The following is a 17,247-nucleotide window of genomic DNA, read 5'->3' as shown; positions in this document are numbered from 1 at the left end:
AAAAGGTTGATTCTGCCCATGAGCCAAGCCCCCCTCGTCCTGGTGGACGGTTCTTCTTACCTGTATCGCGCTTTTCACGCGCTGCCACCGCTCGCTACGTCCAAAGGCCTGCCCACCGGTGCAGTGAAAGGCGTATTAAACATGCTCAAAAGCCTGCGTCGTCAGTATCCGGAAAGCCCGTTTGCCGTGGTGTTCGATGCCAAAGGCGGGACGTTTCGTGACGAAATGTTCGCCGAATACAAAGCTAATCGCCCGAGCATGCCCGATGACATGCGTGTTCAGGTCGATTTGCTACATGCGTGCGTCAAAGGTCTGGGCTATCCGCTGCTGTGCGTAGAAGGCGTGGAAGCGGACGATGTGATTGGCACACTGGCCCGCAGCAGCGCGGCGGCGGATCGGCCGGTGGTGATTTCCACGGGCGACAAGGACATGGCGCAACTGGTCGACGGGCACATTACTTTGGTCAACACGATGACCGGTAGCGTGCTGGATGTGGCTGGCGTCAAGGAGAAGTTTGGAGTCGGTCCTGAGCACATCATCGATTACCTGGCGTTGATGGGTGACAAAGTCGACAACATCCCGGGCGTTCCCGGCGTTGGCGAAAAAACCGCAGCGGGTTTGCTGACCGGTATCAATGGCGGTCTGAAAGAGCTTTACGAGAACCTGGACAAGGTCGCGACACTGACCCTACGCGGGGCAAAATCCCTGGCAGCCAAGTTGGAAGAACACCGGGAAATGGCTTTTCTCTCCTATCAGCTGGCGACGATCAAGATCGACGTGCCGCTGGATATCGAGCTGGACGCCTTGCACTGCGGTGAACCGGATCACGACGCATTGATGGCGCTGTACACCGAGCTTGAGTTCAAAAGCTGGATCGAAGACCTGCAACGTGACGCCAGACAGGCCGGCAAGGAAATCGTCGTTGAAGAGCAAGCGCCGATCATTGAGGCCAAGTACGAGTTGATCCTGGAACAGACGCAATTCGACGATTGGTTGAAGAAGCTGGAGGCTGCCAAGTTGTTCGCCTTCGTGGTGCAGAGCAATGGCACCGACGCGCAACGTGCGAAGATCGTCGGTATTTCCTTCGCTATCCAGACCCACGAAGCGGCTTACATCCCGCTGACTCACTCCTACATGGGCGTGCCGCAGCAACTGGACCGCGACGCTGTGCTTAAAGCGGTCAAGCCGATGCTGGAGGATGCGGACAAGATCAAGGTCGGTCAGCACGCCAAGTTTGCGATTAATCTGCTGGCCAACTGCGCCATCGACGGCGATCAGGCGCAGGGCATCACTGTGCAGGGCGTCAAGTTCGACACCATGCTCGAATCCTACGTCCTCGATTCAACCGCCACGCGTCACGACCGTGACAGTCTGGTCGCCAAGTACTTGAATCACACGCCGGTGAATTTCCAGGACATCGCTGGCAAAGGCGCCAAGCAGCTGAGTTTTGATCAGATCGCGTTGGAGCAGGCCGGTGTTTATGCGGCCGAAGAAGTTGACCTCACGCTGCGCCTGCATGAAACCCTGCAAGCCAGGCTGGCAGCGATTCCTACGCTGGCGCCCGTGCTGAACGACATCGAGATGCCGTTAATGCCCGTGTTGGCGCGAATCGAGCGCCAGGGCGCGTTTGTCGACGCCAAGCTGCTGGGGATTCAGAGCGTCGAGTTGGGTAACAAGATGACTGAGCTTGAGCGCGAAGCTTTCGCTATTGCAGGCGAAGAATTCAACCTCGGCTCGCCCAAGCAGTTGGGGGTGATCTTGTACGAAAAGCTCGGCATGCCGATCATCAGCAAGACCGCGACCGGTCAGGCTTCCACTGCCGAAGCGGTGTTGCAGGAACTGGCCGAGCAGGACTTCCCGCTGCCCAAAGTGCTGATGCAGTACCGTTCGATGAGCAAGCTGAAAAGCACGTATACCGATCGCTTGCCGGAGCAGATCAACCCACGCACCAATCGTGTTCATACGTCCTACCATCAGGCCGTCGCGGTTACAGGTCGCTTGTCGTCCAGCGATCCAAATCTGCAGAACATCCCGATTCGCACTGCTGAAGGCCGACGCATTCGTCAGGCGTTCGTGGCGCCCCAAGGCTACAAGCTGTTGGCGGCGGACTATTCGCAAATCGAGCTGCGGATCATGGCGCATCTGGCCAAGGACGAAGGTTTGCTACACGCCTTCCGTAACGATCTGGACGTGCACCGGGCGACGGCTGCCGAAGTGTTCGGCGTCGAACTGGAAGGCGTTACCACCGACATGCGTCGTAGCGCCAAGGCGATTAACTTCGGTTTGATCTACGGCATGAGCGCATTCGGTCTGGCCAAGCAAATCGGTGTCGATCGTAAGCAGTCGCAGGCCTACGTGGACCGTTATTTCGCGCGTTATCCTGGCGTGCTTGAGTACATGGAGCGCACACGCGCCCAAGCTGCTGAGCAGGGTTTTGTCGAAACCATTTTCGGTCGCCGGTTGTACTTGCCGGACATCAACGCCAAAAACCAGGCCTTGCGCAAAGGCGCCGAACGCATGGCGATCAACGCGCCGATGCAGGGCACTGCAGCGGACATCATCAAGCGTGCGATGGTGGCAGTGAATGGCTGGCTGGATTCGTCAGGGCTGGACGCCCGCGTGATCTTGCAAGTCCACGACGAATTGGTATTGGAAGTGCGAGAGGATCTGATTGATAAGATCAGCCAGGAAATCCGCGTGCACATGAGCGGCGCTGCCGAGCTGGACGTGCCGTTGCTGGTTGAAGTGGGCGTGGGGAATAACTGGGACGAGGCGCATTGATCCGGTTTTGAAGTAGCACTCGTCCCTGTAGGAGCGAACTTGTTCGCGAGGCGTTTCACCTGATGCCGCGTGGAATTCTCGCCAACAAGTTGGCTCCTACAGACAGCGGCGCGGCACTAATTTCCAACCGGTTTTGAACTTCCGCCGTCAAATCCTTGTCAGAGGTTGCGAATGGCTGACGTAGCCATTCAGCTCCTATGTTGTGTTAAGTGTTGGCAGATATCCGGACCTTTCCCTAGTGGTCTGGACTTGGACCCCGAACTTCCCCTCCCCACATGAAGTCCGGGGTTTTTTTTGCCTGCGATTTACTCAGCAGGTGCCTTGTCTTCCAGCTCCATCCAGTCCGCCAACACGGTGTAAGCCTCCTCCAGCCCCAAGCGCTTGGGTGCCGAGAACAGCTGAATCGTGACTGCATCACCCCAACCCTTGCGGATCTCGGCCTGTACTTTGAGCAACACGTTTTTGGCGGCGCCGAAGGTCAGCTTGTCGGCTTTGGTCAGCAGAATGTGCATCGGCATCTGACTGGCAATCGCCCAATCGAGCATCAGCAAATCGAAGTCGGTCATCGGGTGGCGAATGTCCATCATCAGGATTAAACCCTTGAGACTTTCGCGGCTCCCCAGATAGGCCTCCAGGTGACGCTGCCAGTGCAGCTTGAGCGGAATCGGAACTTTTGCATAACCGTAGCCCGGCAGGTCGACCAGACGCCGATCGTCGTCCAGACTGAAGAAGTTCAACAGTTGCGTACGACCTGGCGTTTTCGATGTACGAGCCAGGCTGGCGTGGGTCAGGGTGTTAAGAGCGCTGGACTTGCCCGCATTCGAACGACCGGCAAAAGCGACCTCAAAACCTTCGTCGTCGGGGCACTGATCGACTTTGGCGGCGCTGAGCATGAACTTGGACTGTTGGCACAGGCCGAGGATGGGATTCTTGAGTTGCATGAGATTTCCGGTGGGGAAGTTGCCTGCTGGAGGGCGGCAAGGTGGTTCATATCCGTTTCAGTGGGGCGAGTATACACTTCGGCGGGGTGACAACCCGCCCCGGCCGCCTAGACTTACGCACAGTAACCAGGCACAGCAGCAAGCGGTCAGCCCATCTTTGCGTGAATGCTGCCGCGTAGATTGTGCAGGCACCGCATTGGCGAGGACTACCGAACCATCATCCGCAGGGTGAAAGAGTAGGCCCGCTATTCACTTTTCACTTTTAGCCGTATTGGATTAGCCGATGAACAAACTATTCGTGAGTCTGCTGTTAATGCTAGGCCTATGCGGCACTGCCCACGCCGCTGATGTGGTAGTCGGTGACCCCGCCGCAGGCCAGGCGAAAACAGCGGTGTGTGGTGCCTGCCACGGACCCGACGGCAATAGCATGGCCCCCAACTTTCCAAAACTGGCAGGTCAGGGTCAGCGCTATCTGCTCAAACAGCTTCACGAAATCAAGGACGGCAAGCGCGTCGTTCTGGAAATGACCGGTCTGTTGAACAATCTTAGCGATCAGGATCTGGCGGACATGGCGGCTTACTTCTCTGGCCAGAAAGGCAGTGTGGGCGCGGCCGATGCCAAGCTGGTTGCTCGCGGTGAAGAACTGTTCCGCGGCGGCAAGCTCGATCAGGGCCTGCCGGCCTGCACGGGATGCCATTCACCAAACGGTGCTGGCAACGCCCCGGCGGGCTTTCCGCATCTGGGTGGACAGCACGCCGATTACATTAAAAAACAACTCACGGCCTTCCGCGAAGGCGAGCGCACCAACGACGGCGACACCATGGTCATGCGCAGCATCGCAGCGAAGTTGAGCAACAAGGATATCGACGCATTGTCGGCTTATATCCAGGGCCTGCATTAAGGGCGGATTAAGGCGCGGGGCGACTTTGCGTGCTTTGACATATGCGTTAATGAATCCTGTTTCGCCGGGCCAAAAAGGGTAGCGAACGGCTGCCCTTTTTCTTGGCCACAGGCGTTACACTTGCGAACTCACGCCTCGACGACCGGTCCTAATCCGGTCTCGTCGAGGCGACTTTTCATGCCCAGGAGTTAAGCATGCGTAATCTGATCCTCAGCGCCGCTCTGGTTGTTACCAGTTTGTTTGGTTTGTCCGCCCAGGCCGCAGAGCCTATCGAAGCTGGCAAACAGTATGTCGAGTTAAAGAGCGCCGTTCCCGTTTCCGAGCCAGGCAAGATCGAAGTCGTCGAAATGTTCTGGTACGGCTGTCCACACTGCTACGCCTTTGAACCCACCATCAATCCATGGGTTGAAAAACTCCCTGCCGACGTTCATTTCGTCCGCGTTCCTGCCATGTTCGGTGGCCCGTGGGATGCACACGGTCAATTGTTCATCACCCTCGACACCATGGGTGTTGAGCACAAGGTTCACGCCGCTGTCTTTGAAGCCATCCAGAAGGGCGGCAAGCGCTTGACCGACCCGAACGACATGGCTGAATTCGTCGCCACCCAAGGCGTCGACAAGACCAAATTCCTTGAAACCTTCAACTCGTTCGCCGTAAAGGGCAAGATCGCCCAATACAAAGAACTGGCCAAGAAATACGAAATCACCGGCGTACCGACCATGATCGTTAACGGCAAATATCGCTTCGACCTCGGCAGCGCCGGCGGTCCAGAGCAGACCCTGCAGGTCGCCGATCAGCTCATCGCCAAAGAACGTGCGGCGATGGCCGCCAAGTAAGCGGCCCGTCATGGCGCGCTGGGGCAGTACTGAACGCATCGTTGGCCGGCCTTCGGCGAAGGTCAACGAACGCCATCTGCAGGAAACGGGGCTGCCGGCTGACGGTCGGCTTCGTTTGCTCAGTTTCAACATTCAGGTGGGAATAAGTACTGAGAAGTACCGTCACTACCTGACCCGCGGCTGGCAGCACCTGTTGCCGCACAATGGCCGCGCGGGGAATCTTCAAAAGATTGGCAACTTGCTGGGCGACTACGACTTTGTTGCCCTGCAGGAAGCCGATGGCGGCAGCCTCAGGTCAGGTTACGTCAATCAGGTCGAACACCTTGCCCAACTAGGGTCCTTCCCATATTGGCATCAGCAACTCAATCGCAATCTCGGACGCTTCGGCCAGCACAGCAATGGCGTGCTCAGCCGTCTGAAGCCGTGGGAGATCGAAGACCATCCGCTGCCAGGCCCATCTGGGCGTGGGGCAATTCTGGTCCGGTTTGGTGAAGGCCCCGACGCGTTGATCGTCGTAGTCATGCATCTGGCGCTGGGCGCTCGGACGCGCACGCGACAACTGGCCTACATCCGCGAACTGATCGGCGGTTATCGCCATCAAGTGCTGATGGGCGATATGAACACCCACGCCTCAGACCTGCTCGAATTGTCGCCGCTGCGCGATTTAGGTCTGCTGGCGCCTCAGATCGAAGCCACATTCCCCAGTTGGCGCCCTCAGCGCTGCCTGGACCACATCCTGCTGAGCCCGACCCTGACGCTTGAAAAAGTCCAGGTCCTGGCTCATCCCATCTCTGATCATCTGCCGGTCGCGGTGGAGATTCGCTTGCCGGCCTCATTAATTGGGGACTCCCTGCCGATAACAAGCTCATCTCCTCCGGGACCTGTGGAATGAGCGACGAAGCACAACGCTGGAAAGAAAAGTACCTCAAGAGCATCGATCAGCAAGACAAGTTGGAGCGCCGCTGGAATGCGCGCCTCGACTTGCTGCGACGTGGCTTGGTGCGCAGCAGCCTGGCCGCCGAAGGGGCGGACAGGGCAGTCGATCTGTGCATGAAAGAAATGCGCGAAGTGGTGCGCACCGACGACATGGACGCAGGCTTGGCCGCGCTGATACCCCGTCTTGAAAAAGCGGTGCTGGAATCCGAACAGCGGCGCGAACAGCGTGTGGAGCAAATGGGGGCGGCGTTGACCTCACTGGTGACGCAACTTCAGTCGTTGCCGTTGCCCAAAGAGGTGAGCAAACCGCTTAAGCGATTCGCCAAGGGCCTTGAGGATCGAGTCAACCAGGCGCGCGAATTGCCACTGTTGTTGGGTGAGCTCAGTGGTTTGCAGGGCCAGGCGCTGGCGCTGCTGGAGCACCCTGAACTGGCGGCGCGCCCCGGTTTTTTGCAGCGGCTATTCGGTGGGCGAGACGCAACGGAACAAGAGCCCGAAGAAGACGCGGGGACCGCGCATAGGGTCCAGTGGACCAACGAAGCCCCTGTGCAAACTGCGCTTCAGGAGCCGCCAGCAACGGTGGTGGCTCCTCACGCTGAACCCGAACCTGCGTTGCCCATCGGTGATCTGCAGGAGGCAGATTCTCGGTTGGAGCCGCCGCCGACGCCTATTGCCCCCGACGATGGCTTTTACGAAAAGCCTGCATTGGAAGCGCCCGCGCCAGTCTCGGTTCAACCACTGACGTCGTTACAAGAACCAGCACAACCAGAGCAGGTGCAGGCTCCAGAGCCTGCTCCATCCGAGGTCGACTCGCCCGTTGAAGATCCTCCCACCGAAACACCTTACAGCCTAGACGCCCGACCCGAGCCTCAAAACGAAATAGTGCAACCACTGGAAGCCGATGCCGAAGACCTAGCTACCGAAGCCGACGAAGACAGCCCTTTCTCTCTACCCTCTTCTCCCGAGCCGACCTACAGCTCAGTCGCCGCGCATATCGAGCAAACGCTTTTAGGTTTACTCGACGACCTGACGTTGCCAGAGCATCACCGGCCGCAAGCAGAAGCAATGCGATTGCGGCTGGAAAATGGCCTGAATTGGTACGAGCTGCTACCGATTCTCGACGATCTGGCTGTCTTGATGCTTGCTATCACCGACAGCGGGCAGCACGAGTTTGAGATCTACCTGCAACAACTGAACGACCGGTTAGAGTCTTTCCAGCGCAATCTCCAGGCTGCGAGTGCCGATCATGCCGACACGCAGTCCGCTTCTCGCCAACTGAATGACCAATTGCGTGAGCATGTCGGCGGATTGCAAACCAGCGTTCAGGACGCAGCCGACCTGGACAGCCTCAAAAGCGTGCTGGAAAGCCGGCTCGAGGGGTTGATCGGCGCCATGGATCAACACCAGAAAGAGCGCGATGAGCGAGAGCAGGAGGTTGCAAGCAAGCTGCAATCGTTGGTCGGTCGGGTGGCGACGATGGAGCAGGAGGCTCAGGGCTTCCGCGTTCACCTGGAAGAACAGCGGCAAAAAGCGCTGATCGACACCCTGACGGGGTTGCCCAACCGCGCTGCCTGGAATGAGCGGTTGGAGCTTGAGATCAAGCAGATGCAAAAGCACCGTGCCAGCCTGCTGCTGGGCATTCTGGATCTGGATCACTTCAAACGTATCAATGACGGATACGGGCATCTGGCGGGCGACAAGGTGCTGAAAATCATTGCCTCGCAGCTTAAAAGGCGGCTGCGTCCCAATGACTTCATCGCTCGGTTTGGCGGTGAGGAGTTCGTCTTTCTATTGCCGGGCACTGCGCTGGCGGACGGCCTGACGTTGCTGGAGCGTCTGCGCCTGACTATTGAGCAGTGCCCTTTTCACTTCAAAGGTGAGCCGGTCACTATCACGGTATCGATGGGCATCACCACGTTCAAGCCGGGTGAGCGCAGCGACCTGGTACTCAAACGAGCCGATGAAGCGCTTTACCGCGCCAAACGTGAAGGCCGTAATCGGTTGGAGCAGGGATGACACAAATGGCCAAGAGGTAAGTGGATGTTTCATTTTTGGCCTTTCTTTGAGCACCTCGTGAAGCTTACGTTATGCTATTGCATTACTCGCCTATGTGTTCTGCCTTGATATGAAGCTGCTCTGCTCCGCTCTATTGCTCCTTTTGCTGACTGCTTGTGCCAGCGGCCCGAAGCTCGACACCAGTCACCCCTCGGTTAACTTCGACAATCGCGCGCAGTTTGTGGTGGTGCATTACACCTCCGCATCGCTGGAGCGTTCGCTGCAGTTGTTGACCCATGGCGAGGTCAGTAGCCATTACCTCATCGGTGACGGTCCGGCCACTGTCTACAAGCTCGTAGATGAAAGCCAGCGCGCCTGGCACGCCGGGGAAAGCGAGTGGGAGGGTCGCACGTGGCTCAATTCAAGCTCCATCGGCATCGAAATCGTCAATCCGGGTTACAAAGACACGCCTACCGGCAGGCTTTGGTATCCCTACAGCGAAGCGCAGGTTCAGGCGCTTATCGTGCTGCTCAAAGACATCGTTCAGCGCAACCACATCGAGCCGCGCCACATCATCGGCCACAGCGACATCGCGCCGCTGCGCAAGCTGGACCCAGGACCGCTATTCCCCTGGAAACGTCTGGCCCAGGCAGGCTTGGGTGTCTGGCCCGACGAGCAACGGGTAGCGCAGCGTCAGTCGCAAATGATGGGGCTTGTACCGAGCGCTACCTGGTTTCAGCAGCAGTTGGCTTTGCTGGGTTATTCGACCCCGCAAACGGGCCAGTTCGATGTTGCTACCCGCCATGTACTGGCAGCGTTCCAGATGCATTACCGGCCGCAAAAATTTGATGGTGAGCCTGATCTGCAAAGTGCAGCTATCCTCCAAGTGCTCAATCTCAAGAATTAAATTCGCATGCGCGTCAGAATTGACGGGCTATTTCCGTGCTTGTTGCTATACCTCATGGGTATTCGCGCGGATATCTACCAATGTGGATAGCAACAACCCAGTTACGCTCAATTTTCTACCGACCTTCGCTGCTGGCCTTGCTGGCGGCGTTGTTGAGCGCGGTTATCTTGCTGGCAGGAAGTTTTGGGTTGGCAATGCATCAGGCGCGGCAACAGGAAAGCGCCCAGATGAATGCTCAAGGCGAGCGCTTTCTGGTTCGTCTTGAGCAGTTGTTCGGCCAATTGCGTGCTGGTCTGGATCAACTGGAAGCCCAACCGCTGCGTGGCTGCAGTCCGCAAATGGTTGAACAGCTTCGTGAGGTCAACGCGCGCTATCGCTTCATTTATGAGGCTGCGTATCTGACCGACACCACACTGTGTTCAAGCTGGACGCGGGTAAGCATGATCGGCAAGGTTCGGGTGCCGGACATCCGCGGGCCGACCTACGACTACTGGCTCAATACTTCAACGCAGCCGGATGACAACCTCGCATCGCTGGTGCTTGGACGCGGCGACTTCCGCGTCTCGACCTCTCGCGGTCATCTGACTGACGTGGTTGATTTGCCGCCGGGCGGCAGTCTGATTGTGGTTCTCAATAATGGAGCCAAAGCCGTTCCAGTGCTGGGACCGACCCAAGTGTGGCCGCCCACCGAAGACTGGTCGCCGGCCTCGGTCGAGACGCTGATCACCACTCACGACCAACTCATTTACCGGATGCCCACGCAAAGCCCTGAGTATCAGTTGGTGCTGGTCACGCCTCGCAGCGGCTTACAACAGAAAATCACCGGCGCCTGGTGGCTGCTGGTGCCTGCCAGCGTGCTGGTGTCGCTGTGCATCGGTGCGCTGGTGCTGCAATTGGTTCGCCAGCGCTTGTCGCTGGGCGGCGAACTGCATGGAGCATTGCGCCGGGGCGAATTGAAAGTGCTTTACCAGCCCATTTTCGACCTTAATACGCGCATCTGTGTAGGTGCCGAAGCGCTGGTGCGCTGGCGGCGGCCAGACGGCACGCTCACAAGCCCTGATTTATTCATCCCGCTGGCGGAAAATACCGGCCAGATTCGCCAGATAACCGACTTCGTACTTCAGCAACTACTGGAGCAATTGGGCCAATTGCTGCGGGCCAATCCGCATTTGTATATTTCGGTCAATCTGGCAGCGTGTGATGTCATGGCGCCGAGGATCGGTCGAGTCACAGCCCGGCTGCTAGCCCTGCACCGTGTAGCACCGCGGCAGATCGCGTTCGAGGTGACTGAGCGCGGGCTGATCGACGTGGTCGTTGCGCGTAATCATCTCCAGGCGCTACGCGACCGAGGTCATCAGGTATTGATCGACGATTTCGGCACGGGCTATTGCAGTCTCGCGTATCTGCAAACCTTGCCAGTGGATTGCCTCAAAATCGACAAGGCATTTATTGATGCGCTCGGCCATGATGCCGCCAGTAGCGGTGTTGCGCCGCACATCATTCGCATGGCTCACGCGCTGCAACTGCGCGTCATCGCCGAAGGCATTGAGTTTGAATCCCAAGCGTTGTTGCTCAAGAGCGAAGGCGTGATTTACGGCCAGGGTTGGCTGTTCGCGCGGCCGTTGACCGCGAAAAAATTCACTGAACTGGTGACTGGCGGACGACGTGATGCCGGGCGTCGTGCAGACGACGTGGCCTGAGGCTTTGAGCTAGAGCGGCAGCGCCATATAGAACTGCGTGCCTTGAGCGGGTCGCGAATACACGCCCATCCGGCCGCCGTGCAGCTGCACGATCTCTTTGCACAAGGCCAACCCCAGTCCCGCGCCACCTTTTTTGCGCCCTACCTGCACGAACGGCTCGAAGATACGCGCCTGTTGGCCGTAAGCGATGCCCTCTCCATTATCTTCGACGCTGACGATCAGCCGCTCGCCGTGACGACGAGCCTGCAAGCGAATCAGGCCCCCGTGGGGGGTATGGCGCAATGCGTTGTCGAGCAAATTATCGAGCACACGTTCCAGCTGAGCGCGGTCGGCATTCAGGCGCGGCAGTGGCTCCTGCATTTCAACCAGCAGAATAATGTCCTGTTCCTGCGCCTGATCGGCAAAGCGCACGCGAGATTCTTCGAGCAGTTCGCTCACATCGAAGGGTGCCAAGGTCAATTTTTGCAGGCCGTTCTGATAGCGGGAGAAATTCAGCAGGTCATTGATCAGCTGCATTAAGCGCTGCATTTCTTCGTTGACGGTCTTGAGCAGATCCGCCTCTCGCGATTCAGGCGGGAAATGCACCCGCTCCTGCAGCAAGCCGAACGCCATGTGCATGCCGGTGACCGGCGTGCGCAGTTCGTGTGACGCACGCAATACGAACTCACTGCGCACTCGCTCAAAGGCGCGCTGCTCGGTGACATCGTGCAGCACCATTACTGCGCCGAGAATGTGGCCTTTGGTGTGGCTGACCGGTGTCAGGCTGTAGGTCAGCAGGCGCGTCTCGCCTTCGATCTCGATAGACAGATCTTCTGGCGCGCGCTCCAGAGTGCCGCCGCGCAATACCAGGTAAAGCTGCTCATCCAGCTCCGGGCGTCCCAGCGCCTCACCGAGCCCCAGCCCCAAGCGATCCTCTTCCCAGCCCAGTTGCCGCTGAGCAACTGGGTTCAAGTGCTCCAACTGCCCTTGGCGATCAATCATCAGCAGGCCGTCGTCAATGCTGTCGAGCACCGCTTGTAAGCGCTGCTGCCCTGCCAGCAATTCGTCGACATTGGTCACCTGATGCCGACGCAGGGCCTCGGCCATGATCCCGAACCGGCGGGTCAGCAGATTCATCTCGGCCGCCGAGGAGATTGGCAAGGTGACTTCGAAGTTGCCCTGCCCAATCTTGTCAGCCGCCTGTGCCAGCGCTTCGATGGGCGCACCGAAACGTCGGGCGATCCCGTGGGCGGTGATGAACCCTATGCCCAGCACTGCCAGCCCGACCAGCCCCAGCAGCCCGGACACCCAAAGTGCGTGGCTGCGTGCGCTGGTTTCGGACTGGTTGATGTTTTCCAGCGCTTGGCGGTGAGCGTTCAGCAATCCATTGCGTAAAACATTGAAGCTGGCACTGAGTTCAGCGTCTTCCCCGATCGGTTGCGCAGCGTTTCGCGAACGCTCATAGGCCTGAACGAAGTTCTGGTAATCCAACCGCGCCTGTTCAAAGCCGTTGTTGGTATGAGTCTGAACGTCGTGGTTGATGCCTTCAGTCAGTAACTCCTGAAATTGCTGCTGTGCCTGTGAGAGACCCGGTTGAACCGGCTTGTCGCGCAGCATCATGACCAGTTGATCGCCCAGGTTTTGCCGCAGCTTCAGGCCCAGGTCGAGGGTGACGAAGTTATGCTGAATCAGAGCTTCCTGAGACTTTGCCATCTGCATGACGGAGACAAGCCCCAGCAACAGGCCCAGCAGCGCGACCGTGATCAGGGCTGAAATGCTGAGAAAGAGGCGTGTGCGTAACTTCATCGCGAACTTCATGGGCGACAAATCATAGGTTGTACTGCTTACGCTTGCGGTAGAGCGTCGAGGCGTCGATGCCTAAGGTTCTGGCGGCCTGATCGAGCGTGTCACTGGTGGCCAATACCGCGCCGATGTGAGCTTTTTCCAGTTCGTCGAGACTCAGTGCTGCGCCGACCCGTGGGGCGTTGTTGACCGGTTGTTCGGCCATGCCCAAGTGCGTGATCTCGACCTTTTCCTGTGGGCAGATAATGCTTGCCCGCTCAATGACGTTTCGCAGCTCACGGATGTTGCCCGGCCAGCGATAGTTGAGCAGTGCGCTTCGTGCTTCTTCGCTGAAACCGCGTGCTGGTCGGCCATACTCTTTGACGAAACGCGCCAGAAAGCGGTCGGCCAAGGTCAGAATGTCTTCGCTGCGTTCACGCAGCGGTGGCAGGTTCAGGGTGATGACGTTGAGGCGATACAGGAGGTCTTCACGGAAGCGGCCTTCACGGACCATGTCTTCCAGATTCAGGTTGGTCGCGGCCAGGATGCGCACATCGGCCCGGCGAGTTACCGGGTCGCCTACGCGCTCGTACTCTTTGTCCTGAATAAAGCGCAGCAGCTTGGGTTGCAGGGTCAGGGGGAAGTCGCCGATCTCATCGAGGAACAATGTACCGCCGTCAGCCTGGTTGACCCGGCCCAGCGTGCTTTCGCTGGCACCGGTGAAGGCACCGCGGCTGTGACCGAATAGTTCGCTTTCCATCAGCTCTGCGGTCAGCGACGGGCAGTTGATGGTGACGCAGGATTTCTTCGCCCGCTTGCTCCAGCCATGAATCGCTCGCGCCAGCTCGCCTTTACCGGTGCCAGACTCGCCAAGAATCAGGATGTTGGCATCGGTATTGGCGACCTGACGGGCCGTCTCCAAAATAGACATCATCGAAGGGCTGTGGGAATCCAGACCGTCCTTGGGCTTGCGGACTTCGCCCTCCAATGCTTCCAGGCGGGCGGACAGCTGACGCACTTCCAGCTGTTTAGCAGTCGCCAGCCGCAATTGGTCGGGGCTGCACGGCTTGACCAGGTAGTCTGCAGCGCCGGCCTGAATCGCGTCCACGGCCGTGTCGACCGCCGAATGCGCAGTCACGATGACAACGCGCATCCACGGTGCTTGCACGCGCATTTGCGCCAATACGTCTAGCCCGTTGTCTTCACCCAGACGCAAATCCAGGAAACACACGTCGAACACCTGACGTTGCAACAGCGCCTCGGCCTGTGCCGCACTGTTGGCGGTTGCCACGTTGTAGCCTTCATCTTCCAGGCAATAGCGGAAGGTGCGAAGGATGGCGGATTCATCATCCACAAGCAGAATACGGCCCTGATTCTCAGTGGCTGCTTCCATTTTTCCTACGCTCCTGTACGAATGATCTTTGGTTAGTCCCGGAAACATCGGGCAAGTTGCATGGTTGATTCTGATTGATTAACGGCTCGACATGGAAGTTATCTGCGCAAGATTGCTTGATTCCGGAATTCCCCACCTATCTTTTTCAGCGAATAGTGCTCGATTACACAGACGCACCGAGGCCGTGATGGCATTCGGTACAGAACGACTTGGTCCACAGTCAGTCTTTCAAGTTGTCCTTTTTGTATTCGTTGGAGATTTGCCATGCACCCGCTGAAGAAGATCGCCCTGGCCACCGCCACTGTTACCGTGCTGGGTTTTGCCCCGCTTTTTGCTCAGGCCGCCGAGGCTTCGAAGGGTGATCTGCAAACCCAGCTGGCCGAAGCGCGGCAGGAAGGTTCGATCTGGACCGCCTTTGCGCTGAACCGACATTTGAGTCCATTCAGCCTGTCAGTCGAAGTGGAACAAGGCACCGCCATCCTCAAAGGCAAGGTCGAGAACGAGGTCGATAAAGAACTGGCCGGGCAGATCGCCGGGGACACCCAGGGCATCAACAAAGTGGATAACCAGCTAGAAATCGACGATGCAGTGGCGTCGGAGCCGGGCACCAAGGCCAACATGGCACAGCGTTTTGAAGACGCCACCCTGACCGCCACCATCAAGTCCAAACTGCTGTGGAACAGTGTCACCGAGGCGCTGAAGATTGACGTGAGCAGCCAGCAAGGCGTCGTCACCCTCAAGGGGCAAGCGCAGAACGCCGACGCCAAGCAGTTAGCCGGTAGCCTGGCGAGCAACACCGATGGCGTGACTGAAGTGAACAACTTGATCAGCCTCAGCGCCCGCGACACTCAGGCGATCAAGGATCAGAGCGCTGCCGAAGCTAACAGCGTGCGTGAGGAATTCAGCGATGTCTGGATTACCAGCAAGGTCAAATCCAGTCTGATTTACAGCCGCACGCTGGACGGACTGAACATCAAGGTTGATACCAAAGCAGGCGTCGTCAAGCTTGATGGTGTGGTAGCCAACTATGCCGAGAAAGAGCTGGCTGTAGAGATCGCCCGGAACATTCGCGGGGTCAAGGGCGTAAATGCCGACACGTTGCGAGTGACAACGCGCACGGCGGGTTGACGGCCCTGTGGAAGCGCGCTTGCCCGCGATTGCATCTGTCAGGCGCCATTGTTGATGGATGGGCCGAGAGTTACGCGGACAAGCGCGCTCCTACACCGTTACGTGTCCAACATCGCTAAACCAATCCCCGCTTCGTGCATTACGCACGATGACAAATGTTCAATCGTGCAGCTTGCTCGTAAGACCTTTCCCCATATCTTAGATAACTATTTGATTTATAAGGTATTTAATCGATCAAAAAAGCTGGCACACAGGCTGCAATACTTCTTTCAAGAAAGGCCTGAATCGTCGGCCGGCAAGATTGATAGCCACCCAGGTGGAAGGGAGCATCGGAATGATTACTCAGCGTCTCGCTCAAATGCGTATTTCGCCACTGCACCTGCAGCAAGGCCTTTTCGCCAGCTTGGCGCTGCTGATCACTTTGATCGCAGCTCAACAATTCCATTATTGGAATAAGAATCAGGAAGTCACCCAGATCCAGTCGCTTTATCGCCACTCTGCACCTGTGGCCATCGCGACTGCTTTGAAAGCTACCGATGTTGCACTGAGCTTTCAGGCTATCGATGAGTCTGCGGTTGCCGATGGGCAGGCGCCTCGTCAGCAGAGCTGGGTGTTCTAAAAGAGTTGGATCTTCTGACCGATTGAAGTCAGAGGCGCGTCTGCATCGAAATATCGATCCCGATTCGATGTGTAGAAATCAAAAACAGTAAGGAGAATCACCATGTTGAGTTGGGCAATCACGTTTCTGATCATCGCTATCGTCGCTGCAGTCTTGGGCTTCGGTGGTATCGCAGGCACCGCAACGGGTATCGCCAAGATCCTCTTTGTTGTCTTCCTGGTGATGTTCGTAGTTTCGTTCTTCTTCGGTCGTCGCGGTCGAGGCTGACATGGCGGTTAAAGCTCTCCATGGCCTGGCACTGTCGCTCTTGATGAGCGGCAGCGCCATGGTTATGGCGGCCAACGACGGCCAGTCTCGGGTGAACGAGCTTTTAAGTTCGGACCCCGAGTACCGGCAGACGTGGTCGAGTGTTGTCAAGAAAGAAGAGCGGTTGCCCGATTGGGTGATTAACCTCTCTGGATCGTCCGAGCAAATGAGTGCAGTCACAGAAAACGGTGACGGGTATTTGGTCGGTCCTCTTTGCGAAACCAAGGACACTTGCATCAATAATCGTCTGATCGTGGCCTTCAGTCTCGATAAGGAAGACGCTTATGCCATGTTGGTTGAAGTAGCTGCGGGCTTGCCGGCAGATAAATCACCCACTCGTCACGCCGACTACCGCTTTCTGGGTAAGCCGGATGAGGACATGCAGGCATTGTTGAAAGAGCAACTGAAAAAAGATCCGAACTGGTACTGATTTAAACGCAGGAAGACCGAGGCTCTGATCTTATCTTCCTGCTTCATGCGCCCCGAAGACGGCGGCGCGCGACCACGGGGCCGGGTTGTTTTGATCAATGGATGATCGATTCGACCTAGGGGTACAGGGAGTACCTCCGTTTACGGGCCGGGTCAGGAAGCCGCAACGCAGGTCCATCGTTTGACTCGTTACGTGTGTCAGATAATGGGCTTGCGAGGCGCAAAATCTCCCCCCATACACCCCCTCTCTATATAGCTGATTTCTCTTTATTCTCCAATCGGTAGGCGTCCTGCGCCCTGTAGCGAAACGTCCTACGACCGTATACCGAGAAATATCTGCCCGAAATCTGCCCACGGGCGAAGTAAATATTCTTTGTCTTGCCCTTCGCAAAACTTGTCTCCACGGGCTAAAGGCGACGTTTTAGCCACTTCTCAGCACAGCTCGGCACGCCTCGGTGATCTCCACATTTCCCTTCAACAACTAAGTCTTTGATTTTCCTCATGCCGATTCGGCATGAGGTAGTCATTTACGGCATTAGACGATCAGGTCGGGCGTGGGAATAGTTGCGCCCTTTTTCGCCTGCCAAGAGCTCGGATGCTCGTTTGCGGTGACC

14 protein-coding genes are annotated in these 17,247 nt (G+C 57.5%); 11 read left to right on the top strand and 3 right to left on the bottom strand.

Features of this window, described 5'->3' with window-relative positions; all coding sequences use genetic code 11:
• Positions 1-18: 18 nt before the first annotated feature.
• On the top strand, positions 19-2,781 hold the full coding sequence (polA, locus tag ACWKWM_RS19660; protein ID WP_483847739.1) for a DNA polymerase I: 2,763 nt from the start codon (positions 19-21) through the stop codon (positions 2,779-2,781).
• A gap of 305 nt (positions 2,782-3,086) precedes the next feature.
• Here the strand turns inward: polA and yihA are convergent, their stop codons facing one another.
• A complete protein-coding gene (gene yihA, locus ACWKWM_RS19655) occupies positions 3,087-3,722 on the bottom strand; it encodes a ribosome biogenesis GTP-binding protein YihA/YsxC (RefSeq protein WP_483847738.1) in 636 nt (211 codons plus the stop codon).
• A gap of 283 nt (positions 3,723-4,005) precedes the next feature.
• On the opposite strand from yihA, the gene ACWKWM_RS19650 reads away from it, so the two are divergent.
• The 6 genes from ACWKWM_RS19650 (at position 4,006) to ACWKWM_RS19625 (ending at position 10,997) form a co-directional block, all read left to right on the top strand.
• Positions 4,006-4,623 carry a c-type cytochrome gene (locus ACWKWM_RS19650; RefSeq protein ID WP_483847737.1) on the top strand — a complete coding sequence of 206 codons (618 nt, stop codon included), beginning with the start codon at positions 4,006-4,008 and terminating at the stop codon, positions 4,621-4,623.
• Between the two features lie 194 nt (positions 4,624-4,817).
• On the top strand, positions 4,818-5,459 hold the full coding sequence (locus ACWKWM_RS19645; protein WP_483835341.1) for a thiol:disulfide interchange protein DsbA/DsbL: 642 nt from the start codon (positions 4,818-4,820) through the stop codon (positions 5,457-5,459).
• 10 nt (positions 5,460-5,469) lie between these two features.
• Positions 5,470-6,351, top strand: a complete 882-nt coding sequence (locus ACWKWM_RS19640) for an endonuclease/exonuclease/phosphatase family protein (RefSeq protein WP_483847736.1) — start codon at positions 5,470-5,472, stop codon at positions 6,349-6,351.
• Complete coding sequence (locus ACWKWM_RS19635; RefSeq protein WP_483847735.1) at positions 6,348-8,411, top strand: GGDEF domain-containing protein; 2,064 nt, start codon at positions 6,348-6,350, stop codon at positions 8,409-8,411. Before ACWKWM_RS19640 ends, ACWKWM_RS19635 begins: the two co-directional genes overlap by 4 nt.
• A 109-nt stretch (positions 8,412-8,520) precedes the next feature.
• Positions 8,521-9,297, top strand: a complete 777-nt coding sequence (locus ACWKWM_RS19630) for an N-acetylmuramoyl-L-alanine amidase (RefSeq protein ID WP_483847734.1) — start codon at positions 8,521-8,523, stop codon at positions 9,295-9,297.
• Between the two features lie 80 nt (positions 9,298-9,377).
• Complete coding sequence (locus ACWKWM_RS19625) at positions 9,378-10,997, top strand: EAL domain-containing protein (RefSeq protein WP_483847733.1); 1,620 nt, start codon at positions 9,378-9,380, stop codon at positions 10,995-10,997.
• 9 nt (positions 10,998-11,006) lie between these two features.
• Here the strand turns inward: ACWKWM_RS19625 and ACWKWM_RS19620 are convergent, their stop codons facing one another.
• Positions 11,007-12,794, bottom strand: coding sequence for a KinB sensor domain-containing domain (locus tag ACWKWM_RS19620; RefSeq protein WP_483847732.1), 1,788 nt, complete (start codon positions 12,792-12,794; stop codon positions 11,007-11,009).
• 10 nt (positions 12,795-12,804) lie between these two features.
• Positions 12,805-14,151 (bottom strand): sigma-54-dependent response regulator transcription factor AlgB, encoded by a 1,347-nt coding sequence (gene algB / locus ACWKWM_RS19615; RefSeq protein ID WP_483847731.1) that lies wholly within the window; start codon positions 14,149-14,151, stop codon positions 12,805-12,807.
• A 264-nt stretch (positions 14,152-14,415) separates the two neighbouring features.
• On the opposite strand from algB, the gene ACWKWM_RS19610 reads away from it, so the two are divergent.
• From ACWKWM_RS19610 to ACWKWM_RS19595, 4 genes are all read left to right on the top strand, one after another.
• On the top strand, positions 14,416-15,279 hold the full coding sequence (locus ACWKWM_RS19610; RefSeq protein ID WP_483847730.1) for a BON domain-containing protein: 864 nt from the start codon (positions 14,416-14,418) through the stop codon (positions 15,277-15,279).
• Positions 15,280-15,613: 334 nt separating this feature from the next.
• Complete coding sequence (locus tag ACWKWM_RS19605) at positions 15,614-15,898, top strand: hypothetical protein (protein WP_483847729.1); 285 nt, start codon at positions 15,614-15,616, stop codon at positions 15,896-15,898.
• Between the two features lie 102 nt (positions 15,899-16,000).
• A complete protein-coding gene (locus ACWKWM_RS19600) occupies positions 16,001-16,165 on the top strand; it encodes a DUF1328 domain-containing protein (RefSeq protein WP_002555679.1) in 165 nt (54 codons plus the stop codon).
• A 1-nt stretch (position 16,166) separates the two neighbouring features.
• On the top strand, positions 16,167-16,634 hold the full coding sequence (locus ACWKWM_RS19595; RefSeq protein WP_483847728.1) for an inhibitor of vertebrate lysozyme family protein: 468 nt from the start codon (positions 16,167-16,169) through the stop codon (positions 16,632-16,634).
• The last annotated feature ends 613 nt before the right edge of the window (positions 16,635-17,247 follow it).

Source organism: Pseudomonas rosaeacicularis (genome assembly GCF_057128745.1).
Note: the sequence above shows the minus strand (reverse complement) of the source record. Positions and strands in the feature narration are given on the sequence as shown.

Excerpts from the sequence above, each read along its gene's own strand:
- ACWKWM_RS19610 (WP_483847730.1), top strand. The coding sequence starts at position 14,416 with ATGCACCCGCTGAAGAAGATCGCCCTGGCCACCGCCACTGTTACCGTG.
- polA (WP_483847739.1), top strand. The coding sequence starts at position 19 with ATGAGCCAAGCCCCCCTCGTCCTGGTGGACGGTTCTTCTTACCTGTAT.
- ACWKWM_RS19620 (WP_483847732.1), bottom strand. The coding sequence starts at position 12,794 with ATGAAGTTCGCGATGAAGTTACGCACACGCCTCTTTCTCAGCATTTCA.
- ACWKWM_RS19600 (WP_002555679.1), top strand. The coding sequence starts at position 16,001 with ATGTTGAGTTGGGCAATCACGTTTCTGATCATCGCTATCGTCGCTGCA.
- algB (WP_483847731.1), bottom strand. The coding sequence starts at position 14,151 with ATGGAAGCAGCCACTGAGAATCAGGGCCGTATTCTGCTTGTGGATGAT.
- ACWKWM_RS19650 (WP_483847737.1), top strand. The coding sequence starts at position 4,006 with ATGAACAAACTATTCGTGAGTCTGCTGTTAATGCTAGGCCTATGCGGC.
- ACWKWM_RS19625 (WP_483847733.1), top strand. The coding sequence starts at position 9,378 with ATGTGGATAGCAACAACCCAGTTACGCTCAATTTTCTACCGACCTTCG.
- ACWKWM_RS19635 (WP_483847735.1), top strand. The coding sequence starts at position 6,348 with ATGAGCGACGAAGCACAACGCTGGAAAGAAAAGTACCTCAAGAGCATC.
- ACWKWM_RS19630 (WP_483847734.1), top strand. The coding sequence starts at position 8,521 with ATGAAGCTGCTCTGCTCCGCTCTATTGCTCCTTTTGCTGACTGCTTGT.
- ACWKWM_RS19645 (WP_483835341.1), top strand. The coding sequence starts at position 4,818 with ATGCGTAATCTGATCCTCAGCGCCGCTCTGGTTGTTACCAGTTTGTTT.
- yihA (WP_483847738.1), bottom strand. The coding sequence starts at position 3,722 with ATGCAACTCAAGAATCCCATCCTCGGCCTGTGCCAACAGTCCAAGTTC.
- ACWKWM_RS19595 (WP_483847728.1), top strand. The coding sequence starts at position 16,167 with ATGGCGGTTAAAGCTCTCCATGGCCTGGCACTGTCGCTCTTGATGAGC.
- ACWKWM_RS19605 (WP_483847729.1), top strand. The coding sequence starts at position 15,614 with ATGATTACTCAGCGTCTCGCTCAAATGCGTATTTCGCCACTGCACCTG.
- ACWKWM_RS19640 (WP_483847736.1), top strand. The coding sequence starts at position 5,470 with ATGGCGCGCTGGGGCAGTACTGAACGCATCGTTGGCCGGCCTTCGGCG.